Origin of the sequence: Neorhizobium tomejilense (genome assembly GCF_964254135.1) — a bacterium.
In the GTDB taxonomy this organism is placed as follows: domain Bacteria; phylum Pseudomonadota; class Alphaproteobacteria; order Rhizobiales; family Rhizobiaceae; genus Neorhizobium; species Neorhizobium tomejilense.
Genome location: NZ_CAXUSO020000001.1, coordinates 2,481,807 through 2,507,831 on the forward strand (window position 1 = coordinate 2,481,807; position 26,025 = coordinate 2,507,831).

At 62.2% G+C, this 26,025-nt stretch carries 31 protein-coding genes; 16 read left to right on the forward strand and 15 right to left on the reverse strand.

Annotation, left to right across the window (positions count from 1 at the left end; all coding sequences use genetic code 11):
• Positions 1-80: 80 nt before the first annotated feature.
• The 4 genes from ACSQ3G_RS12610 to ACSQ3G_RS12625 form a co-directional block, all read right to left on the reverse strand.
• Entirely contained in the window at positions 81-1,019 is a 939-nt protein-coding gene (locus ACSQ3G_RS12610) for a hypothetical protein (protein ID WP_436110278.1), read from the reverse strand.
• 150 nt (positions 1,020-1,169) lie between these two features.
• Positions 1,170-1,649: a GNAT family N-acetyltransferase gene (locus tag ACSQ3G_RS12615; RefSeq protein ID WP_436110279.1), complete on the reverse strand. Its 480-nt coding sequence runs from the start codon at positions 1,647-1,649 to the stop codon at positions 1,170-1,172.
• 113 nt (positions 1,650-1,762) lie between these two features.
• The gene (locus ACSQ3G_RS12620) at positions 1,763-2,209 is read right to left on the reverse strand and encodes a pseudoazurin (RefSeq protein ID WP_436110280.1); all 447 of its coding nucleotides are present in this window, start codon (positions 2,207-2,209) and stop codon (positions 1,763-1,765) included.
• Between the two features lie 161 nt (positions 2,210-2,370).
• Complete coding sequence (locus ACSQ3G_RS12625) at positions 2,371-2,952, reverse strand: thymidine kinase (protein ID WP_436110281.1); 582 nt, start codon at positions 2,950-2,952, stop codon at positions 2,371-2,373.
• Positions 2,953-3,149: 197 nt separating this feature from the next.
• Between ACSQ3G_RS12625 and ACSQ3G_RS12630 the strand changes: the two genes are divergently transcribed.
• The 5 genes from ACSQ3G_RS12630 to ACSQ3G_RS12650 all read left to right on the forward strand — a co-directional run bounded on the left by ACSQ3G_RS12630 (position 3,150) and on the right by ACSQ3G_RS12650 (position 7,383).
• Positions 3,150-4,106, forward strand: coding sequence for a choline ABC transporter substrate-binding protein (locus ACSQ3G_RS12630; RefSeq protein WP_105437783.1), 957 nt, complete (start codon positions 3,150-3,152; stop codon positions 4,104-4,106).
• An 81-nt stretch (positions 4,107-4,187) separates the two neighbouring features.
• Positions 4,188-5,030 (forward strand): choline ABC transporter permease subunit, encoded by an 843-nt coding sequence (choW, locus tag ACSQ3G_RS12635; RefSeq protein WP_105400922.1) that lies wholly within the window; start codon positions 4,188-4,190, stop codon positions 5,028-5,030.
• Entirely contained in the window at positions 5,027-6,094 is a 1,068-nt protein-coding gene (gene choV / locus ACSQ3G_RS12640) for a choline ABC transporter ATP-binding protein (RefSeq protein WP_436110282.1), read from the forward strand. The genes choW and choV overlap by 4 nt, the downstream gene beginning before the upstream one ends.
• A gap of 96 nt (positions 6,095-6,190) precedes the next feature.
• Positions 6,191-6,940: a HugZ family pyridoxamine 5'-phosphate oxidase gene (locus ACSQ3G_RS12645; RefSeq protein WP_436110283.1), complete on the forward strand. Its 750-nt coding sequence runs from the start codon at positions 6,191-6,193 to the stop codon at positions 6,938-6,940.
• A gap of 122 nt (positions 6,941-7,062) precedes the next feature.
• A complete protein-coding gene (locus tag ACSQ3G_RS12650; protein WP_037076453.1) occupies positions 7,063-7,383 on the forward strand; it encodes an ArsR/SmtB family transcription factor in 321 nt (106 codons plus the stop codon).
• Between the two features lie 135 nt (positions 7,384-7,518).
• Here ACSQ3G_RS12650 and ACSQ3G_RS12655 read toward each other — a convergent pair whose 3' ends face one another.
• Both ACSQ3G_RS12655 and ACSQ3G_RS12660 read right to left on the reverse strand, forming a co-directional pair.
• Positions 7,519-7,899, reverse strand: a complete 381-nt coding sequence (locus tag ACSQ3G_RS12655; RefSeq protein ID WP_105427694.1) for a response regulator — start codon at positions 7,897-7,899, stop codon at positions 7,519-7,521.
• Positions 7,900-7,903: 4 nt separating this feature from the next.
• Positions 7,904-9,907: a GAF domain-containing protein gene (locus ACSQ3G_RS12660; RefSeq protein ID WP_436110284.1), complete on the reverse strand. Its 2,004-nt coding sequence runs from the start codon at positions 9,905-9,907 to the stop codon at positions 7,904-7,906.
• Between the two features lie 318 nt (positions 9,908-10,225).
• On the opposite strand from ACSQ3G_RS12660, the gene aptA reads away from it, so the two are divergent.
• A complete protein-coding gene (gene aptA, locus ACSQ3G_RS12665; protein ID WP_436110285.1) occupies positions 10,226-11,554 on the forward strand; it encodes an omega-aminotransferase AptA in 1,329 nt (442 codons plus the stop codon).
• Between the two features lie 248 nt (positions 11,555-11,802).
• Here the strand turns inward: aptA and ACSQ3G_RS12670 are convergent, their stop codons facing one another.
• On the reverse strand, positions 11,803-12,642 hold the full coding sequence (locus tag ACSQ3G_RS12670) for an alpha/beta fold hydrolase (protein WP_436110286.1): 840 nt from the start codon (positions 12,640-12,642) through the stop codon (positions 11,803-11,805).
• Between the two features lie 274 nt (positions 12,643-12,916).
• Here ACSQ3G_RS12670 and ACSQ3G_RS12675 point away from each other — a divergent pair, with 274 nt between their 5' ends.
• Positions 12,917-13,357, forward strand: coding sequence for a MarR family winged helix-turn-helix transcriptional regulator (locus ACSQ3G_RS12675; RefSeq protein WP_436110287.1), 441 nt, complete (start codon positions 12,917-12,919; stop codon positions 13,355-13,357).
• Here the strand turns inward: ACSQ3G_RS12675 and ACSQ3G_RS12680 are convergent.
• Positions 13,354-13,635: a hypothetical protein gene (locus ACSQ3G_RS12680; protein WP_436110288.1), complete on the reverse strand. Its 282-nt coding sequence runs from the start codon at positions 13,633-13,635 to the stop codon at positions 13,354-13,356. The two genes, ACSQ3G_RS12675 and ACSQ3G_RS12680, sit on opposite strands and share 4 nt — an antisense overlap.
• 1 nt (position 13,636) lies before the next feature.
• Here ACSQ3G_RS12680 and ACSQ3G_RS12685 point away from each other — a divergent pair, with 1 nt between their 5' ends.
• Complete coding sequence (locus tag ACSQ3G_RS12685; RefSeq protein WP_436110289.1) at positions 13,637-14,743, forward strand: branched-chain amino acid ABC transporter substrate-binding protein; 1,107 nt, start codon at positions 13,637-13,639, stop codon at positions 14,741-14,743.
• Between the two features lie 60 nt (positions 14,744-14,803).
• Here ACSQ3G_RS12685 and ACSQ3G_RS12690 read toward each other — a convergent pair whose 3' ends face one another.
• Positions 14,804-15,265 (reverse strand): Lrp/AsnC family transcriptional regulator, encoded by a 462-nt coding sequence (locus tag ACSQ3G_RS12690; RefSeq protein WP_436110290.1) that lies wholly within the window; start codon positions 15,263-15,265, stop codon positions 14,804-14,806.
• A 48-nt stretch (positions 15,266-15,313) separates the two neighbouring features.
• Between ACSQ3G_RS12690 and ACSQ3G_RS12695 the strand changes: the two genes are divergently transcribed.
• Together ACSQ3G_RS12695 and ade are read left to right on the forward strand one after the other, a co-directional pair.
• On the forward strand, positions 15,314-16,324 hold the full coding sequence (locus tag ACSQ3G_RS12695) for a threonine ammonia-lyase (RefSeq protein ID WP_436110291.1): 1,011 nt from the start codon (positions 15,314-15,316) through the stop codon (positions 16,322-16,324).
• A gap of 83 nt (positions 16,325-16,407) precedes the next feature.
• Positions 16,408-18,105, forward strand: a complete 1,698-nt coding sequence (gene ade, locus ACSQ3G_RS12700) for an adenine deaminase (RefSeq protein ID WP_436110292.1) — start codon at positions 16,408-16,410, stop codon at positions 18,103-18,105.
• Here ade and ACSQ3G_RS12705 read toward each other — a convergent pair whose 3' ends face one another.
• The 4 genes from ACSQ3G_RS12705 to ACSQ3G_RS12720 are packed head-to-tail and all read right to left on the reverse strand — an operon-like array spanning position 18,106 to position 19,356.
• Positions 18,106-18,387, reverse strand: coding sequence for a toxin-antitoxin system HicB family antitoxin (locus ACSQ3G_RS12705; protein WP_105400441.1), 282 nt, complete (start codon positions 18,385-18,387; stop codon positions 18,106-18,108).
• Positions 18,384-18,809, reverse strand: a complete 426-nt coding sequence (locus ACSQ3G_RS12710; protein ID WP_105437796.1) for a putative toxin-antitoxin system toxin component, PIN family — start codon at positions 18,807-18,809, stop codon at positions 18,384-18,386. The genes ACSQ3G_RS12705 and ACSQ3G_RS12710 overlap by 4 nt, the downstream gene beginning before the upstream one ends.
• Before the next feature lie 57 nt (positions 18,810-18,866).
• Positions 18,867-19,226: an Atu4866 domain-containing protein gene (locus ACSQ3G_RS12715; protein WP_436110293.1), complete on the reverse strand. Its 360-nt coding sequence runs from the start codon at positions 19,224-19,226 to the stop codon at positions 18,867-18,869.
• Positions 19,219-19,356: a hypothetical protein gene (locus ACSQ3G_RS12720; RefSeq protein ID WP_172723807.1), complete on the reverse strand. Its 138-nt coding sequence runs from the start codon at positions 19,354-19,356 to the stop codon at positions 19,219-19,221. The genes ACSQ3G_RS12715 and ACSQ3G_RS12720 overlap by 8 nt, the downstream gene beginning before the upstream one ends.
• 209 nt (positions 19,357-19,565) lie before the next feature.
• On the opposite strand from ACSQ3G_RS12720, the gene ACSQ3G_RS12725 reads away from it, so the two are divergent.
• From ACSQ3G_RS12725 to ACSQ3G_RS12740, 4 genes are all read left to right on the forward strand, one after another.
• Complete coding sequence (locus ACSQ3G_RS12725; RefSeq protein ID WP_105427705.1) at positions 19,566-20,468, forward strand: AraC family transcriptional regulator; 903 nt, start codon at positions 19,566-19,568, stop codon at positions 20,466-20,468.
• Positions 20,469-20,546: 78 nt separating this feature from the next.
• The gene (locus tag ACSQ3G_RS12730) at positions 20,547-20,972 is read left to right on the forward strand and encodes an ArsR/SmtB family transcription factor (RefSeq protein WP_436110294.1); all 426 of its coding nucleotides are present in this window, start codon (positions 20,547-20,549) and stop codon (positions 20,970-20,972) included.
• Complete coding sequence (locus ACSQ3G_RS12735) at positions 20,969-21,502, forward strand: SRPBCC family protein (RefSeq protein WP_436110295.1); 534 nt, start codon at positions 20,969-20,971, stop codon at positions 21,500-21,502. Before ACSQ3G_RS12730 ends, ACSQ3G_RS12735 begins: the two co-directional genes overlap by 4 nt.
• 109 nt (positions 21,503-21,611) lie before the next feature.
• Complete coding sequence (locus ACSQ3G_RS12740) at positions 21,612-22,025, forward strand: GFA family protein (protein WP_046632847.1); 414 nt, start codon at positions 21,612-21,614, stop codon at positions 22,023-22,025.
• 7 nt (positions 22,026-22,032) lie between these two features.
• On the opposite strand, the gene bglA is transcribed toward ACSQ3G_RS12740, so the two are convergent.
• Complete coding sequence (gene bglA, locus ACSQ3G_RS12745) at positions 22,033-23,682, reverse strand: beta-galactosidase BglA (RefSeq protein WP_436110296.1); 1,650 nt, start codon at positions 23,680-23,682, stop codon at positions 22,033-22,035.
• Positions 23,683-23,837: 155 nt separating this feature from the next.
• Here bglA and ACSQ3G_RS12750 point away from each other — a divergent pair, with 155 nt between their 5' ends.
• Complete coding sequence (locus tag ACSQ3G_RS12750; protein ID WP_436110297.1) at positions 23,838-24,752, forward strand: sugar kinase; 915 nt, start codon at positions 23,838-23,840, stop codon at positions 24,750-24,752.
• Positions 24,753-24,907: 155 nt separating this feature from the next.
• Positions 24,908-25,426: a hypothetical protein gene (locus ACSQ3G_RS12755; RefSeq protein ID WP_436110298.1), complete on the forward strand. Its 519-nt coding sequence runs from the start codon at positions 24,908-24,910 to the stop codon at positions 25,424-25,426.
• Between the two features lie 32 nt (positions 25,427-25,458).
• Here ACSQ3G_RS12755 and ACSQ3G_RS12760 read toward each other — a convergent pair whose 3' ends face one another.
• Positions 25,459-25,866, reverse strand: a complete 408-nt coding sequence (locus ACSQ3G_RS12760; protein WP_436110299.1) for an OsmC family protein — start codon at positions 25,864-25,866, stop codon at positions 25,459-25,461.
• Positions 25,867-26,025: the final 159 nt, after the last annotated feature.

The window sequence follows — 26,025 nt, forward strand, 5'->3', positions numbered from 1 at the left end:
CTCGGCGTCACAAGCACAACGGGGGCGCAACGTTTCGCCGCAACCGCTGGAAACGGCCGCGTAGCCGACCCTCGGCAACCCTATTGGGACCGGATGAGCTTGAAGCCGAAAACGGTCGGCAGTCGAAAGCCGCCCGTTCCGCCGTCAGCTTCGGCCGCCTCCCCCGCCGCCTCCGCGGCAAATCGCTCGGCAAATGCCTGATCGGCGCGATGCCGCCGGCGGTCGAGGCCGTGCAATGTCAGCAGCCCGCTTGAGAAGCGCTCGACCTCGGGGGCCAGATGCGGAAAAAGGTCGGGCTTCAGGCCGGCATCGCCACGCCCGCTGGCATCGGCGACAATCCGGTAGAGGATCAGAAGGTTTTCCGTATCGGTGATCAGCTTGTGCAGAAGGATGTTGCAGGTGCCTATCCGGGCGTTGAGCCCGGCGACGAAATCCTGGAGGACCTTGATCGCAGGTTCGGTGCGGCCGATCACGTCCAGGCCGGTCATCGCGACACCGTCCTCGCCGCGCAGCTTTTCGATGATCTCCGGTCGGTGGTCGATGAGCGTCACCAGATCGCCCTCGCTCTCCTTGCGCTGCCCGCTCAGGAAGTCGCGCTCCTCGCGCACCAGACCGGCCAGCAGATCGGCACGCCGCAGAAGTTCCGCCAGGCGGTTGAGCGGTACGGGACTGCGCCAGCGCGCCTGCTGGCGGCGGTGTCTGGCTGCCCCGGAAACGTAGCCGATCAGCGTTTCGAAGCGGGTCGGCATCTCCCGATCGTCGAATTCCTGGGCGCAGATGCCGATCTCGGCCGCCAGCCTCGCGACCAACCGGGCAGTTGCCGCCTCGACCGCCTGCCGCTCGGGTATCTCGGCCCTCAGCCGCTCGGCTTCCGCAGCCAGCTTCTCCTCATCCGGCAGGGCGAGATCCTGCGCGATTTCGGCAAGTAGGGACGAAACCGGGCGGAGCGCGTCGCGCATCGCCACCAAAAGGCCGCTGATCCGCTCGATCTCGCCGTCGAAATTCTTGAAAGCCGCCACGCACATACTCCCGCCATCGGAGGAGAAGATAACGCCCCCGCAAAATTATGCCACGCCGTCCCGCCTCGATTGCCGGGAAAAATTGCTTCGGCCGGAACGAGGCACAGGTGGTTATGCGTTGTCGCCGATGCCGAAATTCATGGCATAGAACTACATCGGAAGGTCAGAGATGACATCTTGATGAGTCGGCGTCATACCAATTCTCTCGAGGACCCGGTTGGACGCCACGTTATCAACATGGGCGAAGCCAATAAACCCGTTCCATTTCGCGGACGCCGCCAACCAATCACGCAAGCCTTCGGCGATTTCGGTCGCGTATCCATTGCCCCAATGCTCCGGTAATAAAGAATATCCAATCTCGGGAATGTCTGGCTTAAAAAGAGAAAAGCCCGCCCGTCCTAGAAAAGCGCTGTCGTGCCTGCGCACTAGACGTTGCTTCCCAATACCATGCTGGTGATACTCCTGATCCCACTCAGCGAGCCTTTTTTCCGCTTTGGGGCGGTCATAGAAAGTACCCGTAGCATCCAGGAAGCGGACCACGTCCAGGCTACCGTGCAATTTCATTAGCTCGGAAACGGCGTTCTCGCCCCAAGTCTCCAATCGCAGCCTTTCAGTCTCAAAAATTATCAATTCCGCAGTCCTCGTTTGCTGACGCGGAAATACAAACCAACAGTGACAGATCGGTGACGTCCGGTTCGAGGTGAAAGTTGCCACAAATGATACGCCAGAAAAGCTGGTAGAAATCAAAGCCCGAGCTTGGCGATTTCCGCATCAAGGCGGTCCTTCGCCTTTTTCGGCATCTTGGCGCCCTTCACCGCGTCGAGATTGGCCGGGGCGTCGCCGACGACGATCACCGCGACCATGCCCATGCCGAAATGCGGCGTGCATTTGAAGACGTAGGCGCCCGGCTTGTCGGCCGTAAAGGAAATTTCCTGGCTGATCTTGCCTTTGATTTCGGCGGCGCCTTCCGGCACCAGGCCGGGCATCGAAACGACGTCGTGCCCCTTGTCGACCGGCATGAACCTGATCGTATCGCCCGGCTGCGCCTTCACGGCCGCCGGATCGAACACCATGGCCTCGCCATCTCTGCCCTTGTTGAGCATCTTCACCTCGATTTCGGCGCTGAACGCCGGCAGGGCGAACAGGGCGAGGCTGGTGGCCAGGCTAAAGGTCTTGGTGGTCTTGCGCATGCGGCGAACTCCTGCTGGGAACCACCGCCCGGTCGGGCCGGGACGTTTCGGATGTGATACCTAGACATGTTTTCCAGCAGCAGACTTTGACCAGAATCAATTTCGCCGCGTCGCCGCCGGTTTCCGCTCCGTACGGTGAACGGCGGCTTAAAATCCGGGCATCACTCGCAACGCATCTGATCTTCCCAGTGCCGCCGGCAGAGCGAGACGTATTTCTCATTACCACCGACATCCACCTGGGCGCCTTCGCGCACCAGCTCGCCCTCCTCGTCCAACCTCACCACCATGGTCGCCTTGCGCCCGCAATGGCAGATGGTGCGCACCTCGCGCAGTTCGTCGGCGATCGCCAGCAGTTCCAGCGAGCCGGGAAACAGCTTGCCCTGGAAATCCGTCCTCAAGCCGTAGGTCATCACCGGGATGCCGACCCGGTCGGAAATCCGTGCGAGCTGCCAGACCTGCTCGGGCGACAGGAACTGCGCCTCGTCGACGAACACGCAGGCGACCAGCTCCTCCGCATGCATCGCCTCGATGTCCGAAAAGAGGTCGTCGGACGGCCCGAAGGGAATGGCGTCCGAGGAGAGCCCGATCCGGGAGGCGACCCGGCCCTGGCCGGCCCGGTCGTCCAGCGATGCGGTGAAGATCGCGGTGCGCATGCCGCGCTCGCGGTAGTTATAGGATGCCTGAAGAAGCATCGTCGACTTGCCGGCATTCATGGTGGCGTAATGGAAATAGAGCTTGGCCATATCTGCCTTCTGATCGCGATCGGGATTCGGGAAAAGCCGTCTTTGCCGAAAACCACAGGAAACTGTAGACTGCGCAATGCTGGGGGAGAAAGTCATAAATGTCGCAAATGCCCCCCCTTCTCCGCCGCGAATGCGCGCGCTTGCCTCGGCGCAGCATATATTGATAATGGCGGGAACCATAAAAACGGGAGCAGCCCATGCGCATGACTACCTCATTGAAGACCACGCTCGCCGCCGCCGTATCGATCCTCGCGATCGTCGGCACCGCATCCGCCGCCGAACCGGAAGCCTGCAAGACCGTCCGGATCTCGGATGTGGGCTGGACGGACCTCGCCTCGACCAACGCATCCTTTATCCAGGTTCTCGAAGCGCTCGGCTACAAGGCCGACGTCAAGACGCTTGGTGTTCCGGTCACCTATTCTTCCATGAAGAACAAGGATATCGACATCTTCCTCGGCAACTGGATGCCGGCCCAGCAGGGTGCCATCCAGCCTTATCTCGACGACAAGTCGATCGAGAGCATCGCCGTCAACCTCGAAGGCGCCAAGTACACGCTCGGCACCAATGCCGCCGGCGCCAAGCTCGGCATCAAGGACTTCAAGGACGTCGCCACCCATAAGAAGGAACTCGACGGCAAGGTTTACGGCATCGAGCCCGGCAACGAAGGCAACGGCATGATCGTGTCGCTGATCGAAGCCAACACCTTCGGCCTCAAGGGCTTCGAGGTCGTCGAATCCTCCGAACAGGGCATGCTGACCCAGGTCACCCGCGCGGACAAGGAAGGCAAGCCGATCGTCTTCCTCGCCTGGGCGCCGCATCCGATGAACGTTGCCCATCAGATCACCTATCTCGCCGGCGGCGACGCCACCGTCTTCGGTCCGAACTACGGCGGCGCGACGGTCTATACCGTGGCGCGCGGCGGTTACGCCGCCCAATGCCCGAACGTCGGAAAACTCCTCAAGAACGTGAAGTTCTCGCTCGACATGGAAAACACCATCATGGGCAAGATCCTCAACGACGGTGAGGACGCCGACGACGCTGCCAAGGTTTGGCTGAAGGCCAATCCGAAGGTCATCGAGCCCTGGGTTGCCGGCGTCACCACCTATGACGGCAAGGATGGCCTCGCCGCTGTCAAGAAGGCACTCGGTCTCTAACAGTCCTGAAAATGTTTCCGGGGCGGCGGATCGCCTGCCCCGGAGCCCGCCCTTTCTCTCCCTATGGACGGCAGTTTTCTCGTGGATTGGATCGCAGATCATCGAATACCTATAGGTTCCTGGGCGAAGGCGGTCGTTGACTGGTTGACGGCGAATGCCGACTGGTTCTTCGACTGGCTTTCTTCCGTTCTCCTAGGAGTGATCAACGGCCTTTTGTGGTGTCTTGCGACACCGCATCCGCTGTTCGTCATGGCCGCCATGGCAGGGCTTTCCTGGTGGCTGCGCCGTTCCCTCGTACTGGTGGCCTTCACCTTCCTCGGCCTGCTCCTGATATTCAACCAAGGCTACTGGAAGGAAACCACCGAAACCCTGGCGCTGGTGCTCGCCTCGACGGCCGTCAGCATGGTGGTCGGGGTGCCGCTCGGCATTGCCGCTGCCCGCCGCCAATGGTTTTACGAAGCCATGCGGCCGGTCCTCGACCTGATGCAGACGCTGCCGAGCTTCGTCTACCTCATCCCGGCGCTGATCCTCTTCGGCCTCGGCATGGTTCCGGGCCTGATCGCCACCGTCATCTTTGCGATCCCGGCACCGATCCGCCTCACGCGCCTCGGCATCGTCTCGACCCCGAGTTCGCTTAGGGAAGCGGCCGTCGCCTTCGGCGCCACTCCGTCGCAGATCCTGCGCAAGGTGGAACTGCCCTTTGCCATGCCGCAGATCATGGCCGGCCTCACCCAGACGATCATGCTGTCGCTGTCGATGGTCGTCATCGCGGCGCTGGTCGGCGCCAACGGCCTCGGCGTGCCGGTGCTCCGGGCGCTGAATACCGTGAACGTTGCCCGCGGCTTCGATTCCGGTCTCTGCATCGTCATCCTGGCGATCATCCTCGACCGCATGTTCCGCACATCGACGGGAGACGGCCAATGACAGCCCAGACAACCGATTGCGTCGTCTTCGACAATGTCGACATCGTCTTCGGCGACAAGCCGGAACGGGCGCTGGCCATGGTCGACCAGGGCAAGACCCGCGACGAGATCAGCGCCGCGACCGGCATCGTCATGGGTGTCGCCAACGCCTCGCTCACCATCCACGAGGGCGAGATCCTCGTGCTGATGGGCCTGTCCGGCTCAGGCAAGTCGACGCTGCTGCGCGCCGTCAACGGGCTCGCCCCCGTCGTGCGCGGCAATGTCAGCGTCGCGACCCCCTCAGGTCCGGTCGATCCCTACAAGTCGAACCCGAAAGTGCTGCGCGACCTGCGCATGCACACGGTCTCGATGGTCTTCCAGCAGTTCGGCCTTCTCCCCTGGCGCACGGTCGCGGAAAATGTCGGCTTTGGACTGGAGCTTGCCGGCGTTCCGGATGCCGAGCGTGCCAAGCAGGTCAACGAACAGCTCGAACTGGTCAACCTGACCAAATGGGCCGGCCGCAAGGTCGGCGAGCTGTCCGGCGGCATGCAGCAGCGCGTCGGCCTTGCCCGCGCCTTTGCCACCGGCGCTCCGATCCTGTTGATGGACGAGCCCTTCTCGGCGCTCGATCCGTTGATCAGAACCCGGCTGCAGGACGAGCTTCTCGAATTCCAGCGGCGGTTGAAGAAGACCATCCTCTTCGTCAGCCACGATCTCGACGAAGCGTTCCGGATCGGCAACCGAATCGCCATCATGGAGGGCGGACACATCATCCAGTGCGGCACGCCGCAGGAGATCGTCCGTGCGCCCGCCGACCAGTACGTCGCCGATTTCGTGCAGCACCTCAACCCGATCAGCATGCTGACCGCTGGCGACGTGATGCGGACCGGGGTAAGCCCTGTGGCAGGCGCCACGGCCGTCTCCGCCACCGCGCTGCCGACGACGCCGCTCGTCGATATCCTGGATGCGCTGTCGCGTCAGCCGGGCGCCATCGGGGTGGTCGACAACGGCACGATCATCGGCAGCATTTCCTCCGATGACGTGATCGCCGGCCTGACCCGCCATCGCCGCCGCGACGCCCCATAAGCGGAGCCGTCAGGTCACCTTTCGTTTCGCCGCGCCGGATGCTATGCCGACGCCGAATGCGGCCGCCTCGCGGCGGACGAACAGGAGATCGACGAATTGGCCGACGAACAGCAGACCGACAAACCGCAGGTGCTGCGCGATACGGATGACGACGCCCGCCGGCTTGCCCGCACGCTGGTGCGCGGCGCGCGTTACATGGCGCTGGCGGTCCTCGATCCGGAGACCGGCTTCCCCTCCGCCAGCCGCGCGCTCACCGGCACAGACGTCGACGGCGTGCCGGTCATCCTCGTCTCAGGCCTCTCCGGCCACACGAAAGGCCTGGTCGCCGATCCGCGCTGCTCGCTTCTGGCCGGCGAACCGGGCAAGGGCGATCCGCTCGCCCATCCCCGGATCACCGTCCAGTGCCTCGCCGAGGGCGTCGTGCGCGATACGCCCGAACATGCGCGCGTGCGCCAGCGTTTTCTGGATCGCCATCCCAAGGCTGCATTGTATGCAGATTTCGGTGATTTCCGGTTTTTCCGAATCACCCCGCAGGCAGCCTCCTTGAATGGAGGATTCGGTCGTGCATACATGCTGACCGGATCAGACTTGGTGATTCCCGAGCCGGGGACGACAGCGGAATGGCTGGACCTGCAAGAAAAGTTAAAAAATATTCCGGAGCAAGCGCAAAGAGTTGCCGCTCGTCTCGGCACGGAAAACGGGAAAAACTGGCGCTTCGGAGGAGTTGACCGAGCTGGAATCGACCTTATCGCGGGAGATTTTCAACTCAGGCACGAATTCGACTTTCTTGCGGAGTCTCCCCAGGCCGTTCTTGATTATGTTTTTGAGATCGCTAACATACGATAACTGGTTACCTGAAATTTAGGGATATACAATCCCTTTTGCTCCTTGCTAATTTTCACCCATAGGACGATGGCCGAATTTTTGAGCGGGGGGCCGCTTTGGAATACGAGGGGAATTTAAGACATATGGATACGATGGCACTTTCTGAGCATTCCAACGCAGCCGCAGGCCTGCTGTCTGCCATGGCCAACCCGAAACGGTTGATGATCCTGTGCTGCTTGGTCAAGGGCGAAGTCGCTGTGGGTGCGCTTGCGTCGCAAGTCGGCCTCAGCCAATCAGCACTGTCCCAGCACCTTTCCAAGCTGCGGGCCCAGAAGCTGGTGAAGACCCGCCGCGATGCGCAGACCATCTATTACTCCAGCTCGTCGGAATCGGTGATCAAGGTCCTCGAGACCTTGGAAGAAATCTACTGCGCTCCGGTACAGAAGAAATCAGCAGCCGCGTGAGAATGACAGCGCTGACATGACGTCACGCTGCCCTGCCCCAGCCCCCGCCATGACGGCCGGGGGCTGGGGCATTTCCATGCCGGGCCGGCCGACCGGGTATCGAGCCTGCAGGCACAAGGTCCGCGCATTCACGTGTCAGTGCCTGGCCATGCGATGCAGCGTGGCGGTCACTTTCTGCCAGTCGTAGGGTTTGGAAAAGAACACGCTGCGCTCGGGCAGATCGGCCTCGCTCAGACGGACCTGCCCCGACACGATGATGATCTCGATCGGCGGCCAGCGATCGCGCACGGCAGCCGCCAGCTTCATGCCGTTCATACTGCCGGGCATGTCGATATCGGTAAAGACGATGCGGATATCGGTGCGTGTTTCAAGGATCGTCACCGCCTCGTCGGCATCGGCTGCCTCGATCGCCCGGAACCCCGCGTCCTCCACAAGGTCCATTGCCATCATGCGCAGAAGCGGCTCGTCCTCGACCACGAGGACAGCCTGTTTTTTCGGCGGTGTGGATTGTACCATCCGGTCAGTCTGCCTGTGCTAGCTGAAGGAGCACAGCTGTCATCTCAGCGCTGAACCCCGGTTGACCATAACTAACGAGAACACCGCCGGTTCCGATCAAACCCATGCGAATAAGCTTGGAGCCGAAACCCTTGCGCTCCGGCTCGCGCGGAGGCGGCCCGCCGGTTTCCCGCCAGGAGAGGTAGAAGGTCGCGCCGTCGCCGGTGCCTTCGATGCGCCAGTCGATCGCCACCCGCCCCGTATCGTTCGAGAGCGCCCCGTATTTCACCGCATTGGTCGTCAACTCGTGCAGGAGCAGGGAAAGCGAAAGCGAGCCTTTCGGCCCGAACCGCACGTTGGGACCCTGCGCGTCGATCCGATCCCGCATGCCGATCCCGTTCATCGTCCGGTCGACGACGGCATAGACCGAGGCGCTCGTCCAGTTCTGCTCGAACAGGATGTCATGGGCAGTGCTCAGCGCATGCAGCCGCTTCTCAAAAGCCTCCACATGGTCGCGCTCGGTCACCGGCCGGAGCGTCTGGGTGGCGATCGCCTGCACCATCGACAGCGTATTCTTCAGCCGATGGCTCATTTCCCTGTTGAGCATCTGCTGCTCCAGCTCGGCCTGAACCCGCGACATCGCGATCTGGATGCGATTGCCGAAGCTGCGGACGAAGGAAATCTCTTCCTCCATCCAGGGATAAGGCTGGTCGTGATGGATGAAGGCGACGAGCCTGAAGCGCCCGAGTTCGAAGATCGGCACGTTGACGAGCACGCGGATGCCAAGCGCAAGAAGCGCCGGCGCGTGGTCGCGGGTGCGCGGGTCGGTGGCAACGTCGGCGATGACAACGGCCTCGCCGCGCTTCAGGTCGTCGACAAAAGACCCGTAGTCCCGGAAATGGTGCAGCCCGGCAAGGCTCTTGACGCCGGGCGCGCACCATTCGGGCGGCACCGACACAGTCTCGTCCGCCGCGTTGACGATGCCGAAACCGGCACGCGTCGCATCGAGCGCCCTGGCCATCAGGTCTCCGGCAGCGATCGCCATCGATTCCATGTCGCTGAGGTCGCGCAGCCTGTCGCCGACATCGAGCAGGGCCTGCACCCGGGCGGCTTCCCGTTTGGCAGCGGTCACGTCCCTGACCGTGCCGATCATCTTGACCGGCCGGCCGGCCTCGTCATGGCGAAAGCTGGCATTGCGGGCGATCCAGCGCACGCCGTATCCCGGCACGCGAATGCGATATTCGACGTCGAGCGGCGCATCCCCCTGCTGCCGGGACGTATCGTCGGACTGCAGGCCCTTGTCCTGCGGCAGCACCATGTCCTCGAAGACCCGCGTCGGATAGGTCTCGGCGATGGGCACGTGGAAGATCCGGCAGAACTCCCGTGAGACCCGCGTCATCGAGGTGGCGATATCGATTTCGAATGTGCCGATCCTTCCCGCCTCCTGGGCCGCCAGGCTCGCATTGACGCTGGAGCGGATATTGGCGCTGATGGTCTTCTGGCGCCGGAACAGGTCGTCCTTGCGCTGCGAGATGCGGCGCATTTCGAGAAGTGCTACGACCTGCCGGGCAAGCGCCTGCAGCGCCGCCTTCTGCCCCTCGTCGAGCCCCTGCGGCCGAGGCTGGATGTCGATGACGCAAAGAGTGCCGATCACCACCTCGTCCGGCGTGATCAGCGGCGCGCCGGCGTAGAAGCGGATATGCGGCTCGCCGGTGACGAGCGTATTGGCGCGGGTGCGCGGGTCGAGCTGCAGGTCGGGGATGACCAGCACATCGGAACTGCCGAGCGCGTGGGCGCAGACCGACTGCTCGATCGGCGTATCGCATGCCTCGAAACCGACGCGCGCCTTGAACCATTGCCGGTCCCTCTCGACCAGGCTGACGAGCGCCACCGGCGTGCCGCAGAGCGTGGACGCGACAAGCACGATATCGTCGAACTCCGGCTCCGGCTCGGTGTCCATGATGTTATAGGCATCGAGCGCTTCCAGCCGCTCAAGATGGATTTGTTCGTTCGGATCGGGATCGGCCAATGAGGGTCTCGGAATTGAAGTTTCAGGCGATATTGGCAGCTTTCGCCAAAAGACCAGAGAGACGCAATCAAATTTCACGACCGGTGGAAACCGCCTTGAAATCTTGAGCCTTTATCGAAATCCGTACCGATCGCCCCACCCAGCAACGCCAGTCCGAACCGATTTCGCTCCGACGCGGGAATTCGCAACGGCCCTTTGTTCGAAGGCGGTTGACGCCTCCGATCCCCCTGATAATTTGACCATGCAGTCAAAACTTGGTGCAATGACGCCGACCGGGAAATGGCCACCCGAAGAAACCGAATGGCCATGGAGAATGTCATGTCCAACCGCCTGAATACCACGCCCAACGATCTTCGGGCGTTCTGGATGCCGTTTACGGCAAACCGCCAGTTCAAACAGGAACCCCGCCTCTTCGTCGCCGCCAAGGATATGCACTACACGACCCATGACGGCCGTCAGGTGCTCGATGCCACCGCCGGCCTCTGGTGCGTCAATGCCGGCCACTGCCGCCCGAAGATCACCGAGGCGATCCGCGAGCAGGCCGGCGAGCTGGATTATGCGCCCGCCTTCCAGCTGGGCCACCCCAAGGCTTTCGAACTCGCCAACCGTCTGGTCGATATCGCGCCCGAGGGCATGAACCACGTTCTCTACACCAATTCCGGCTCGGAATCGGTCGAGACGGCGCTGAAGGTGGCGCTCGCCTACCACCGCGTGAAGGGCAACGGCTCGCGCTTCCGCCTGATCGGCCGCGAGCGCGGTTATCACGGCGTCAATTTCGGCGGCATCTCGGTCGGCGGCATCGTCTCCAACCGAAAGATGTTCGGCACGCTTCTGACCGGCGTCGACCACCTGCCGCACACCCACCTGCCGGGCAAGAACGCGTTCACCAAGGGCGAGCCGGAGCATGGCGGTGATCTCGCCACCGAGCTTGAGCGCATCGTCACCCTGCATGACGCCTCGACCGTCGCAGCCGTCATCGTCGAGCCGGTCGCCGGCTCCACCGGCGTGCTGATCCCGCCGAAGGGCTACCTGCAGAAGCTGCGCGAGATCTGCACCAAGCACGGCATCCTGTTGATCTTCGACGAAGTCATCACCGGTTTCGGCCGCCTCGGCGCGCCGTTCGCGGCCCAGTATTTCGACGTCAAGCCGGACATCATCACCACCGCCAAGGGTCTCACCAACGGCGTGATCCCGATGGGTGCCGTCTTCGTCACCTCCGAGATCCACGACGCCTTCATGACCGGTCCGGAGCACATGATCGAGTTCATGCACGGCTATACCTATTCCGGCAACCCGATCGCCTCAGCCGCCGGCCTTGCGACACTCGAAACCTACAAGGAAGAAGGCCTGTTCGACCGCGCCCGCGACATCGCCCCCTATTGGGAAGCGGGCCTGCATTCGCTGAAGGATCTGCCGAATGTCATCGACATCAGAAACCTCGGCCTGATCGGCGCGATCGAACTCGATCCGATTGCCGGCGAACCCACCAAGCGCGCCTTCACGGCCTTCCTGAAGGCCTACGAAGACGGCCTGCTGATCCGCACCACCGGCGACACGATCGCCATGTCTCCGCCGCTGATCGTCGAAAAGCACCATATCGACGAGATTTTTGGGAAGTTGCGCGAGATCCTGACGAGCAATATCTGAGGCGAGGTCAAAGCTGCCCCTCACCCTAACCCTCTCCCCGCGCGCGGGGCGAGGGGACGTGCCCGTTCTAGGCCGCTGCGATTGGGGCAGACCGGTGCGGCATATCTCTTCTCCCCGTCAGAACGGGGAGAAGGTGGCGGCAGCCGGATGAGGGGCATCGCCGAGCGAACGACCTTTCCAAAAGAAGAGGCGGCCTTTACGACCGCCTCTTCTGTTCTCTCATATGAGTCACGACCCTTACCGCTACCTCAGCCCTTGAAGAAAGTCAGAAGATCCGCATTGATCACGTCGGCATGCGTGGTCGCCATGCCGTGGGGAAAACCTTCATAGACCTTCAGCGTGCCGTTCTTGAGAAGCTTGACCGCGAGCAGGGCCGAGTCGGCGATCGGGACGATCTGGTCGTCGTCGCCATGCATGACGAGAACCGGCACGTCGATCGCCTTCAGGTCCTCGGTGAAGTCGGTTTCCGAAAATGCCTTGATGCAGTCGTAGTGAGCCTTGGTACCGCCCATCATGCCCTGCCGCCACCAATTGGCGATGACGCCTTCCGAAACGGTCGCGCCATCCCGGTTGAAGCCGTAGAACGGGCCGGCCGGAACGTCGCGGAAGAACTGGGCGCGGTTGGCGGCGAGTGCTGCGCGAAAACCGTCGAAGACTTCGAGAGGCAGGCCGCCCGGATTGTTGTCCGTCTTCAGCATGATCGGCGGCACGGCGCCCATCAGAACCGCCTTGGCCACCCGGCCGCCGCCGCCATACTGGGCAACGTAGCGGGCAACTTCGCCGCCGCCGGTCGAATGGCCGACATGGATGGCGTTTTTCAGGTCGAGATGGGCGGCGAGCTCGGCAACATCGGCAGCATAGGTATTCATTTCGTTGCCGGTTTCGGTCTGGGTCGAACGACCGTGGCCGCGGCGGTCATGGGCGATGACACGAAAACCCTGGTGCAGGAAAAACAGCATCTGGGCGTCCCAATCGTCGGCCGAGAGCGGCCAACCGTGATGGAAGACGACCGGCTGGGCGTCCTTCGAACCCCAGTCCTTGTAAAATATCTGCGTGCCGTCCTTGGTGGTGATGAAATTGCTGGTCATGGTTCTCGTGTCCTTTCGAAACTGATTTTTCAATGACTGCGACATGAATGGCGGGCGCGGCAATAAAAATGGCCGACCAGACATTCATAGTACCGTTGCGTGTCGTTCCTTTGAACCACCCCCTTCGGATTATCGCGGTCTCCATACCTCGATATTTGTTATCGCGATAAATATATGAGTAGCGGCATTCTTCGATCGTGTCTACAAAAATATTTATCGCGATAATAAATTATGCTATACGTCGCGAGGAACCTGGAACAGCACCGGAGCAAGCATGCCCGCCTCCCCCCTTCCGCCGCTCGACGAGCAGCTCTGCTTTTCGCTCTATGCGGCCCATATCGCCATCAATCGCGCCTATAAGCCGATGCTCGACGACATGGGCATCACCTATCCGCAATACCTCGTCCTGAACGTGCTCGGCGAACAGGACGGCTCGACGATCGGCACGATCGCGGAAAGGCTGGGCCTGGAATCGAGCACCATCACTCCGCCCGTCAAGCGGCTCGAACAGGCCGGGCTGCTGGAGCGCCGCCGTAGCAAGTCCGACGAGCGCCAGGTGCATGTCTGGTTGAGCGATGTCGGCCGCGCCCTGATCGCGAAGAGCACATGTCTCGGCGAAACGCTGATCGAACGGTCCGGCATGCCGCCGAAGGAATTCCAGGCCTTCAACCGTCAGGTCCGCACCTTCCTCGCCGCTCTGGAGAGCAAGGCCTAGTTTCGCAGATGTCGCTGAATCTGGGCGAGATCCGGAATTTTCGCGCATTCCTTCGTGAAAATCACAAAAATCCATCCCGTTTTGTTATCTTCTTGCGGAATCCCGGCGAAATTCATACAGAATTGGCTGCCGACCGCCGAAAGCCAAAAATGGCTCGGCACGGTATCGACCGCATCGCTTTCCGTCCTTGGCACGACCGCGCCCGGCGCAATATCGAAGACGGAAGGTAGGGGTGTGGCGTTCACCGCGGGGTTGAAGCCCCCATCCAAGGAGACCAAGATGAACCTCAAGATGCTTCTGGGGGCAACGGCACTCGCCTCCCTGACTTTCGCTCCGCTTGCCCAGGCCGACATCGTCATCGGCCTGATCGCCCCGCTCACCGGCCCGGTCGCAGCCTATGGCGACCAGGTCAAGAACGGCGCCGAAACCGCCATTGCGGAAATCAACAAGAAGGGCGGCATTCTCGGCGAAAAGGTCGTCCTGAAGGCGGCCGACGACGCTGCGGAACCCAAGCAGGGCGTTTCCGCCGCCAACCAGCTGGTCGGCGAAGGCATCCGTTTTGTGGTCGGTCCGGTGACGTCAGGCGTTGCCATGCCGGCTTCCGATGCGCTTGCCGAAAACGGCGTGCTGATGGTCACCCCGACCGCGACCACTCCGGCCCTCACCAGCCGCGGCCTCACCAATGTGTTCCGCACCTGCGGCCGCGACGACCAGCAGGCCGTGGTCGCCGCCAATTACGTCCTGAAGGCCTTCAAGGACAAGAAAGTCGCGATCATCAACGACAAGGGCGCCTATGGCAAAGGCCTCGCCGACGCCTTCAAGGCAGCCCTGAACGCCGGCGGCGTCAAGGAAGTGCTCGACGACGCAGTCACCCCCGGCGACAAGGATTTCAGCGCACTGACGACCCGCCTGAAGTCGCAGAATGTCGACGTGATCTATTTCGGCGGTTACCATCCGGAAGGCGGCCTGCTCGCCCGCCAGCTCGCCGATCTCGGCGTCAAGGCGACGATCATCGGCGGCGACGGCCTGTCGAACAGCGAGTTCTGGAACATCGGCACCAAGGCTGCGGCCGGCACGGTGTTCACCAACGCGTCGGATGCGACCAAGAGCCCGGATTCCAAGGCTGCCGCCGAAGCTCTCGCCGCCCGCAAGATCCCCGCCGAAGCCTTTACGTTGAACGCCTATGCCGCCGTCGAAGTGATCAAGGCCGGCATCGAAAAGGCAAAGAGCGCCGAGGATACGGAAGCGGTGGCCGCGGCCATCAAGTCCGGCGAACCGATCGCCACCGCCATCGGCAAGCTCACCTACGGCAAGACGGGCGACCTCACCTCGCAGAGCTTCTCCCTGTTCAAATGGGAAGACGGCAAGATCGTCGCCGCCGAGTGACATCTTTCAAATCGCATGACCGGCGGGCGCCTTCGGGCGCCCGTTTGCTTTTGAGCCGCCTCACTCGACATGCACCGCCAGCGTCCGCTTCAACGTCTTCAGCACGACGCTCGTTGTGAATTTGCGGATATTCGGGTTCATCTCCATCATCCGGTCCGCCAGCACGTCGAAATGCTCGACGGACTGGACGAGGATCACCAGCGTGAAATCGCCCCGGCCGGACGTTCCCCAGGCCTCCTGTACCTCCGGCGTATCCGCCAGCCATCGCAGCAAAGGCGGCATGAGCTCCGGCCGGTCGCGCTCCAGTTCCACCTCGACCAGCATGGAAACGGCCATGCCCACCTTTTTCGGATCGACGATCGAAACGTCCCGCAGGATCACCTTGTCCTCTCGAAGCTTCTGCAGCCGCCGCTGTGCCGAGGACGGCGACAGACCCACGCGCTCGGCAAGCTCGTTCAAGGTGATGGTCGCATCCCGCTGCATGAGCTTGAGGATTTCACGATCGGCTTTCGTCAGTGCCATGAGAGGATTTCCCGGCTTCCAAACAAATTCCGGGAAATATTCCTGATCATGAGCATGACTTCAGGAATCCTGCCGGCTTTTCGTTGGCATCTTAACGCCATGACGCAGAACCAGCCACACCCTTCCGCCGACGGCATCCTCGCTGCTTCGAAGAGTATCGATCCCGTCTTCACCAACAGCCCGCTGATCGAGCAGCAGACGGCCAATACGGCTCTCGGCCTTCGCCTGCTGGCAAAAGTGGAGACGCTCAATCCGATCCGCTCCTTCAAGGGACGCGGCACCGACTGGTGGATGCAGAACGAGCCGGCCGGCGACCACCCCGTCGTCTCCGCCTCCGCCGGCAATTTCGGCCAGGGGCTCGCCTATGCCGGGCGGGCGCGCGCACGCAGGGTGGTGATCTTTTCCGCCACCACGGCAAATCCCGGTAAGGTCGAAGCCATGCGCCGGCTCGGCGCCGAGGTGCGGCTGGAAGGCAGCGATTTCGACGCCGCCAAAGCCGCCGCGCGTGCCTATGCGCAAGCGAATGGCTGCCCCTTTGTCGAAGACGGCGCACTGCGGACCATCGCCGAAGGTGCAGGCACGATCGCGCTGGAAATCACCGAGCGCCTCTCCCAGCAAGCCGTCGAACTCGACGCCATCCTCGTGCCGCTCGGCAATGGCGCGCTTCTGACCGGGATCGGCACCTGGATCCGCGCCAAGGCCCCTAACTGCAAGGTCATCGGTGTGGTCGCCGCCAATGCGCCCGCCATGAAACAATCTCATGAAACCGGCCGGCTCGTCTCCACGGAGACCGCAGCAACCGCAGCGGATGGCATCGCGGTTCGGGAATGCGTCCCTTACGCACTGGACTGCATGAGGACGACTGTCGATGAGGTTTGGGAAGCCAGCGAAGCGGCCATCCGCCAGGCGCGGGATTTCTGCCGCATCCACTACGGCCTCGTCGTCGAGGAAGCCGGCGCCGCCGGCATTGCCGGCCTCTTGGAAAACGGCGCGAACCTCAAAGGCCGAACAGTCGCCACCATCCTCTGCGGCGGCAATGTCCGCACGGATATCACATGACGTCTCGCCTGCATCGATCGCCCCTCCCCGCTTCCTCATGGAACGGTTAGATTAGGCGACCGATTCAGCGCGAGGAACCCGCCATGACCACCCGTCTCGAAACCCTCATCGACCAGGGCACCGGCCGCGAACCCGCCGATATCGTGCTGAAGGGCGGCAAATTCTTCGATCTCGTCACCGGCGAACTCGTTGCCTCCGACATCGCCATCTGCGGTGACCGTATCGTCGGCACCTGCGGCGACTACGCCGGCAAGATTGAAATCGACATTTCCGGCAAGATCGTCGTCCCGGGCTTCATCGACACCCATCTCCACATCGAGAGCTCGCTGGTGACGCCGCACGAGTTCGACCGCTGTGTCCTGCCCTATGGGGTGACGACGGCGATCTGCGATCCCCACGAGATCGCCAACGTGCTCGGCACCGAGGGCATTCAATTTTTCCTGGATTCCTCGCTGGAAACGATCATGGACATCCGCGTCCAGCTCTCCTCCTGCGTGCCGGCCACCCATCTGGAGACGGCCGGCGCGGACCTGCCGATCGAAAAGCTGCTGCCCTTCCGCGATCACCCCAAGGTCATCGGCCTTGCCGAATTCATGAATTTCCCGGGCGTCATTTACAAGGACCCGATCTGCCTCGCCAAGCTCGAGGCCTTCTACGGCGACCATATCGACGGCCACGCGCCGCTGCTGCGGGGCAACGACCTGAACGGCTACCTCTCCGCCGGCATTCGCACCGAGCACGAATGCACGACCGCCGAGGAAGCGCTCGAAAAGATCCGCAAAGGCATGCATATCCTGGTGCGCGAAGGCTCAGTGTCGAAAGACCTCCACGCCCTGATGCCGCTCCTCACCGAGCGGCTGTCACCCTATCTCGCGCTCTGCACCGACGACCGCAACCCGCTCGACATCGCCGAACAGGGCCACCTCGACTACATGATCCGCACCGCGATCGCCCATGGCGTCGAGCCGCTCGCCGTCTACCGCGCCGCCTCGATTTCCGCCGCCAAGGCGTTCGGCCTGCGCGACCGCGGCCTTGTCGCCCCCGGCTGGCGAGCCGATCTCGTCGTCGTCGACAGCCTCGAAAACTGCAAGGCCGAGATGGTGTTCTCCGCCGGCCGCAAGGTCACCGACGAACTTTTCGCCACCCGCAGACCCGTCGCCCCGGTCGGCCTCGACAGCGTCAAGGCACGCCCGGTGCAGGCGATGCATTTCGGCGTGCCCTTCACTGAGGGCGAAACGCCCGTCATCGGCGTGATGCCGGGCAAGATCATCACCGAACATCGCCGCTACCGCCTGCCCGCAAACGGCAACCAGACCGGCGTCGATCTCGACCGCGACATCATCAAGGTCGCGGTCATCGAGCGGCATGGCAAGAACGGCAACCATGCCAATGGTTTCGTTCAGGGGTTCGGATTGAAGAAAGGGGCGATCGCCTCGACCGTCGGGCATGACAGCCACAACATCTGCGTCGTCGGCGTCAGCGAGGACGACATGGCAATGGCCGCCAACCGGCTCGGCGAAATCCACGGCGGCTTCGTGGTGGTCGAGGACGGCAAGGTCACCGGGGAAATCGCCCTGCCCATCGCGGGCCTGATGAGCCTCGAACCCTATGAAGTGGTGCGCGATACCCTCCACCACCTCCGCCAGGCCGCCTACGCGCTCGGCACGACGCTCCAGGAACCCTTCCTTCAGGTCGCCTTCCTGCCGTTGCCCGTCATTCCCCACCTGAAGATTTCGGATAAGGGCATGGTCGATGTGGACAGGTTTGCGCTGATCGGGTGACTATTTCTGATAGCCTTTGGCCTTCATCCAACCCTCGGGAAGCTCGTCGCCTTCCATGGGTGGATTGTCGGGGACGTTTTCAAGCGACTTGAGAAAATCCTCTGGCGTCGCGTTTCCAGCACGTTTCTTGAGAAATTCCGCCGCCGTCTCTACTACTCCAACTTTCTGAGCGACCGCCGACGCGATCCACTGGTTCAGAGACACGCCATCCTCTTTGGCCAGTCGTGCAGCGGCCGCCTTGATCGACGCTGGGAGTTTCAACGGATATGTATTTGTACTCATGTCCTCAGTTCCTCCAACAGTTCGCTGGGCTTTAATATTCGGAGTCCAAATGGCTTCCTTGCCTGCTCGAAATCTCGAACATTGTGCGTTATCAATGCGTCCGCACGTCCGTTAAGCGCTGCATCGAGCACCATTTCGTCTTTTGCGTCTGAAAGCTGCGGTCGCCATTGGTAGTGAACATCAACTGACTCAGCCAATGTCAGAAAACCCGCAAGAGCCCGGTCGATGTCGGCCCATGCCATTCCATGCACGTTCATGTGTTCTGCTCTTTTGAGAACCGCTTCATATTCGAGAAACAGAGCCACGGTGACAAGGGGTCGGATCTGCCGCGACCCTATGGACTGCAAAATAGCATAGGACGCTCCACCACGGCTTCGGTAACCGGCAGCCAGAACATTGGTATCGAGCACCACGCGTTTCATCGTCTCCGACAATAATACATCCCATGGGATGTTTCAATATCCAGGCGCCGCCTCCGCTCACCGCCGCCGCAGCACCATCCCCGCATGATAAAGCACCCCGTCGCGGAAATCGCCGTCGGCGGTGAAGCCGGTGTCGTCCTTGTAGTCGATATGGCCGCCGGTCACCCAGTAGCGGCCCTCATAGGCCTTTTCGCGGGTGCCGCGTGCTTCCACATAGCGGCCGTTCGGCAGCAGTTTGTGGCGGATGTGGTTGTCCTCGGTCACCCACATTCCGGCATAGGGATGTTCGGTCATGGTTTTCTCCTCTTGCCTGATGTCGTGTGCAAGCGCCGTAAACGTCGCGACCAAGGTGAAGGCGGCGGCAAACGCCAGCGGGGCTCGGAAGCCCGAGGGCGCGCGAAAATATCGTTCAGCCATTGAGATATTCCCTCCTGAGCATCCGTTCGCGGCGGCGTCTTTCCGTGCCGCGGGAGCGTTTGAGGAAGCCGCCGGCAAAATCGGCGGCCCAATGGAAGGGGCTTTCAAGTAAGCGCTGAAAATTGCTCATCACCATCTCCATTTGCGTCCGGGCTGGTTTGATCGGACCAGCCGAATATGGTGCAAGGCAGCGGGCGAGCGGTAGACCAGTCCTCCGGCATGATTGCACGATCCTCCGAAGCTCATTTGAAATCGCCGGCAGCGCCACCATATGATGTCCACACCAAACCGCAGGAATGCCGTATTCCGGGACATTCACACCTCCGCACGAGGCCTAAGATGGAAAAACTCGATCAACTTGCCCGGCTGATTGCACAAAACACCGATGGCGACGGCGTGTTCGAGACAGTGATCCCGCGCCTGTCGGTGATCCGGATGTCGAAGCCGACCGAACCGCTGCACGCCATCCATCAGCCGGCTGTGTGCATCATCGCCCAAGGGGCGAAACAGGTCATGCTGGCCGACGAGATCTTTCGCTATAGCCCCGGCCAGTATCTGGTCGTCTCGGTCGACATGCCGGTCACCGGCCAGGTCATTGAGGCTAATCAGGAAGAGCCCTATCTCTGCCTGCGCCTCGATCTCGACCTGAAGCTGCTGAGCGAGATGCTGGTGGACATGCCGGCAGCAGCAGGTGTCCCGGCCATGCGCAAGAAATGCATCGGCCTCAGTCACACCACGCCGGAATTCCTGGATGCCGCACTCCGCCTCGCCCAGCTTCTCGAGAAGCCCGACGAGATCGCCTATCTCGCGCCGCTGATCGAGCGAGAACTGATGTTCCGGCTGCTGCGTGGCGATCAGGCCGAGATGATCCGTCAGATCCTCGCCCCTGAAAACCGGCTGCAGCAGGTCAACCGGGCTATTTCCTGGATTCGCCAGAACTTTTCCGCTCCCTTTTCGATCGAGCAGGTGGCGATCGAAGCGCGCATGAGCACGTCCTCTCTGCACCAGCATTTTCGCGAGGTGACGGCGATGAGCCCGCTGCAATACCAGAAGCAACTGCGCCTGCAGGAGGCCCGCCGCCTCATCCTCGGCAATGCCATGGATGCCGCTACCGCCGCCCATCAGGTCGGCTATGACAGCCCTTCGCAGTTCAGCCGCGAATACCGCCGCCTGTTCGGCGCCCCGCCGATCCAGGATATCACCCGGCTCCGAAGCGAACCTGCCCGCTACGCCGAGGCCTGAACCGGCCTAACCTCTCTTCCAGAAAATTATTCAACCGATCGGTTGACAATAAAATCCTGCGCGCGCATATTCAACCACATGGTTGAATTACAAACACATCCGATCGATACGGTCTTTCACGCCCTCAGCGACGGCACGCGCCGCCGCATGCTCCGCGAGCTGGCACAGGGCGAGCGCACGGTCAGCCAGCTGGCCGAGCCGTACGACATGTCGCTCGCGGCGGCATCGAAACACATCAAGGTGCTGGAAGGCGCCGGGCTGATCCGCCGCGAGATCCATGGCCGCACCCATCTCTGCCGCCTGGAACCCGGCCCGCTTGCGACCGCCCATGAGTGGCTCACCTTCTATGAGCGCTTCTGGACCAGCAGGCTCGATATCCTGGAGCGCCTTCTCAGGGAGGAGGATGCTCAAACGAGCGCCCAGGATGAGATCCGGAAGAGCCCGCTGAAATCCCCTGCCCCACGGAATTCTGAAACTGAACCTGAAACGGGAGAAGACCAATGAACGACATGACATCATTGAACAAATACGGCGCTGTAGCCGAACCTTTCGCCTTCAGCATCCAGCGCCGGCTGCCTGGCCCCATCGAGAGGATCTGGGGTTACCTCACCGACAGCGATCTGCGCCGCCAGTGGCTCGCATCGGGCATCATACCGGCGCAGGCAGGCAGTTCCTTCGAACTCACCTGGCGCAACGACGAACTGTCCGACTCGTCGGAAGGCAAGCCTGAGGGTTTTCCCGCCGAACACAGCATGCAGAGCGAGGTGATCGCCTTCGAGCCTCCGCATCGGCTCGTCTTCTCATGGCCGCCACGCGGCGAGGTCAGCTTTGAACTACAGCCGGCCGGCAGCGAAATCCTGCTTACCGTCACGCACCGGCGGATCTCCGATCGCCGCAACATGGTCATGGTCGGCGCCGGCTGGCACATGCACCTCGACATCCTGGTCGCCCGGGCGACCGGCGCCAAGCCGGAACCGTTCTGGGAAGGCTGGAGCCGCCTCAAGGAAGAATACGACCGCCGCATCCCGGCCTGAAGCATCGTTGTCGCCTCCGCTCCATGGTTTCGAGGACGCCTCGGACCCGGGCGGAGGTCTTAGCCGAACCCTTCCGTCCGCGGTTGGCGCCATCCCATGGAGACAAGAAATGAGCACCCCTTTTACGGGCGGATGCGCCTGTGGCGCACTTCGTTATGAAATCTCTGCCGAGCCGGCGGTCATGGTCGATTGCCAGTGCCGCCAGTGCCAGCGCGAAAGCGGCACCGGTCACGCCTCCCACCTCACCTTCCCAAGCGCTGCCGTCAAGGTCGAGGGCAAGGCGACCCACTGGGAAGCGACCGGCGACGGCGGAACCGTCAAGAGGCGGGCCTTCTGCCCCACCTGCGGTTCGCCGGTCTACATGACGTTCCCCGCCATGCCGGACTACTTTGTCATCCGCGCCGGCAGCCTCGACGATCCGAGCCGGTACAAGCCGCAATTCGTGACCTGGCACGCCGCCGGCCACGCCTGGGACCATCTCGATCCGGCCCTGCCGAAATTCGAGAATATGCCGCCGACTTAAAAAGCCTTCACACCCGGGCGCAGAACACGTCGAGGGCGTCGAGCTGCACCACGCCCTTGTCGAGCCGCGACATGAAGCCCGGCAGGTTGACTGGCAGGATTTCGCTCAGCCGTTTCGGCAGGGTGAAATCCTGGGCCCTGCGGGTCAGGTTGAAGATGAACAGCAGCTTTTCGCCGCCCTTTTCGCGCACGAAGGCGAGCAGGTCCTGATTGGTATCGAGGAAGGTCATGTCGCCGTCGACGAGCGGCGGATGCGCCTTGCGGAAGGCCAGTGCCGCCCGGTAATGGTGCAGCACGGACTCCGAAAGCCCCTCCTGCGCATCGACGGCTCGCGCCGCATGATCGCCCGGAACCGGCAGCCAGGTCTTCGAACCCGTGGTGAAGCCAGCATGCGGTTCGCTTGCCTCCCACACCATCGGCGTGCGGCATCCGTCGCGCCCCTTGAAGGCCGGCCAGAAGCGGATGCCGTAGGGGTCGCGCAGGTCCTCGTAGGAAAGCTCCGCCTCGGTCAGCCCCAGCTCCTCGCCCTGATAGAGGCAGATCGAGCCACGCAGAACCGAGATCAGTGTGATCGACAATTTGGCGACGCGATCCTGCTCTTCCGGAGCCTCGATAAAGCGGGTCACGTGCCGCATCACGTCGTGGTTGGAAAAGGCCCAGCACACCCAGCCGTTGGTCACCGTGTCCTGCACGGTCGTCATCACCTTGCGGATATAGGCGGCGTTGAAGGCCGGGCCAAGCAGGTCGAACGTGTAGCACATATGCAGCTTGTCGTTGCCGCTGGTATAGATCGCAAGCGTCGTCAGCGAGCGCGGGCCGTCGCCCACCTCGCCGACCGTCGCGCGTCCCTCGTAGGTGTCGAGCAGCGCCCGAAGCCGCTTCAGGAAGTCGATATTCTCCGGCTGGCTCTTGTCGTAGAGGTGGTTCTGCATGGAATAGGGATTGGTATCCGTCTCCATGCCGGCGCCGTCCGTGTCGTAGACCATCGGCGGGTTGTTGCGCAGCTGCTTGTCATGAAAATAGTAGTTGACGGTATCGAGCCGGAACCCGTGCACGCCGCGGTCGAGCCAGAAACGCACCGTGTCCAGCATGGCGTTCTGGACATCGGGATTGTGGAAGTTGAGATCCGGCTGGGCGATCAGGAAGTTGTGCATGTAATATTGCTTGCGCACGCCGTCCCATTCCCAGCCCGGCCCGCCGAAGATCGACAGCCAGTTGTTGGGCGCCGTACCGTCCGGCTTGGGGTCGGCCCAGACATACCAGTCCGCCTTCGGATTGGTGCGGCTTGAGCGGCTTTCGACGAACCACGGATGCCGGTCGGAGGTGTGGGAAATCACCTGGTCGATGATCACCTTCAGCCCCAGGCGATCGGCCTCCGCCATCATCTCGTCGAAATCGGCGAGCGTGCCGAACATCGGATCGACATTGCAGTAGTCCGAGACGTCGTAGCCCATGTCGGCCATCGGCGAGGTGAAGAAGGGCGAAAGCCAGATCGCATCGACGCCAAGCGAGGCGACATGCGGCAGGCGCTCGGTGATGCCCTTGATGTCGCCGATCCCGTCGCCGGTCGTGTCCTGAAAGGAGCGCGGATAGATCTGGTAGATCACCGCGCCGCGCCACCAGTTTGCATCGACCGCCTTCACCGCCTGCGTCGCCATCTTTGGACTCTCCTTCCGTCAAATGTTCCAGGCCAACCTAGTGCCCCCGGCTTAAAAGACAACGCAAAAGCAAGGCTCTGCCAAGTTCCGAGACTGCTCCCTTGCCACGGCTGAAACTTCGGCCTATGCGAATTTCAAAACACGGGAGAGATGCAATGGGCGGACGGCTTCTTTCGATCGGCGAATGCATGGTGGAGCTGTCGCAGGCGGGCGAAGGCCTGTTGCGCAAGGGCTTTGCCGGCGACACGTTCAACACCGCCTGGTACGCGCGGGCCTGCCTGCCGGCCGAATGGTCGGTGGATTATTTCACCGCGGTCGGCGACGATCCGCTGTCGACCGAAATGCTGTCGATGATGAGGGATGCCGGCATCGGCACGAGCTTCGTCCGCCGCATCGAAGGCAAGACGCCAGGCCTCTACCTGATCACGCTCAAGAACGGCGAACGCACCTTCAGCTACTGGCGCGACACCGCCGCCGCAAAGAAGCTCGCCGACGACGCCGACCATCTGCGAGCGGCAATCGAAGCCGCCGACATACTCTATTTCTCCGGCATCACGCTGGGCATCCTTAGCCCCGAAGCGGTCGAGACGCTGCTGTCCGAACTGCGTCGCGCCAAGGCTTCCGGCAAGATGGTCGCCTTCGACCCCAATATCCGCCCCCGCCTCTGGCCGAGCAGGGACTATATGCTGAAGACGATCGAGGCAGGCGCTCGGGCGGCCTCGCTGGTCCTGCCGAGCTTCGACGACGAGACCACCCATTTCGGCGATGCGACGGTGGCCGACACCATCGCCCGCTACCATGCGCTCGGCGTCGGAGACGTCGTGGTCAAGAACGGCGCGGATGGCGCAACGCTGAGCTTCGCCGGCACCGCTCCCGTCCACGTCCCTTCGGTCAGGACCGCTGAGCTCGTCGACACCACCAGCGCCGGCGACAGCTTTAACGGCGCCTTCCTGTCACGCCTCGTCCGCGGCACCCCGCCGGCACAGGCCGCGGCCTACGGCGCCTCGGTCGCGTCAGTCGTCATCGGCCACCACGGGGCGCTGATCAGCCCGGCGCTGCTGCCGGGCTAAACACCGACGGACACAGCCAGCAGCGACCAGCGACAGAGGCCGAAACCGGCGAAAATTGTCCGGCTGATTTCCTCGCTGCGTCATAAATCAATTCTCAGTCATTATGTGACAGGGTTGGGATCGATGAAACGATCGCTCCCAACGAGGAACAGAAAATGCGTATCGCTCTTGCCTTCCTGACCATCCTGGCCCTCTCCCCGGCTGCACACTCCGCTCCGATCGACGCCCTGACCAAGGCCGAAACGAAGACCTACGAGGCATGGGGGAAGCTCGGCCTGACGGAACGGCTGGTGACCTTCGTCACCGCGCCCTCCACCGGCTACGGCATCTACCAGGAAAAGCAGTCCAGCATTTTCAAGCCGGGTGAAAAGGTCATCACCTATGTCGAGCCGATCGGATTTGGGTGGAAAGAGCTTCCCCACGACATGTACGAACTCAACTTCGTGTCGGACCTGAAGATCAAGGCGGCGAACGGCGAGGTCATGCTCGACCAGAAGGCCTTCTCCACCAATGTCCTGCAGAGCCACAACGCCAACATGGAATTCTCCATGGATTTCACCCTGACACTGACGGGCGCTCCGGCTGGCAAATATACCCTGACCTACACGATCCACGACATGAGCGGCGGCCAGACCTCGACTTTCGACCAGGAATTCACCATCGCCGCCAACTAACCGCCCCGGCGTCGGCGGCCCTCGCTCGAGGGTCAGCCGGCAACCCGGAATGACACCGGAAACCCGCGCATCACCGAATTGGCGACCGTGCAGACGCTTTTGGCGCGTTCGATCAGGGCCTGGGTGTCGCTACCGTCGCCCGAGGTGCAGATGACGTCGAGCTCGGCGCCGACGGCGATCAATGGCGCGCCCTCGAGCTGAAGGGTGACGCTGACGGCGATATCCTCGATATCGATGTTCATCTCGTGCGCCGCGTAACGGAGGTCGTTGCAGAAACACCCGCCGATCGCCAGCGCCAGAAGCTGCGCACCATTGAACCCGAGATTACGCCCGCCGGCCTTGCCCTCCGGCCGGTCGACAACGATCGTATGGCTGCCGGCCCAGCCCAAAGCCGCCTCGGTTCCGGCCACGTTGCGAAGCTCGACGGTCGACGTAATCATGGGCAATACTCCTCAGCTGATCTGATGATGCTACCTATCTGAAATTCGTTCAACCTTTGCCCACACGCCCCCTTCATCAGCCTGTAACAAACTTTTCCGATAGAAGGCTGAAAACGTGTCCGTTGGCGCGAGTCGTCGACGGATCGGCAACCGGGCTCG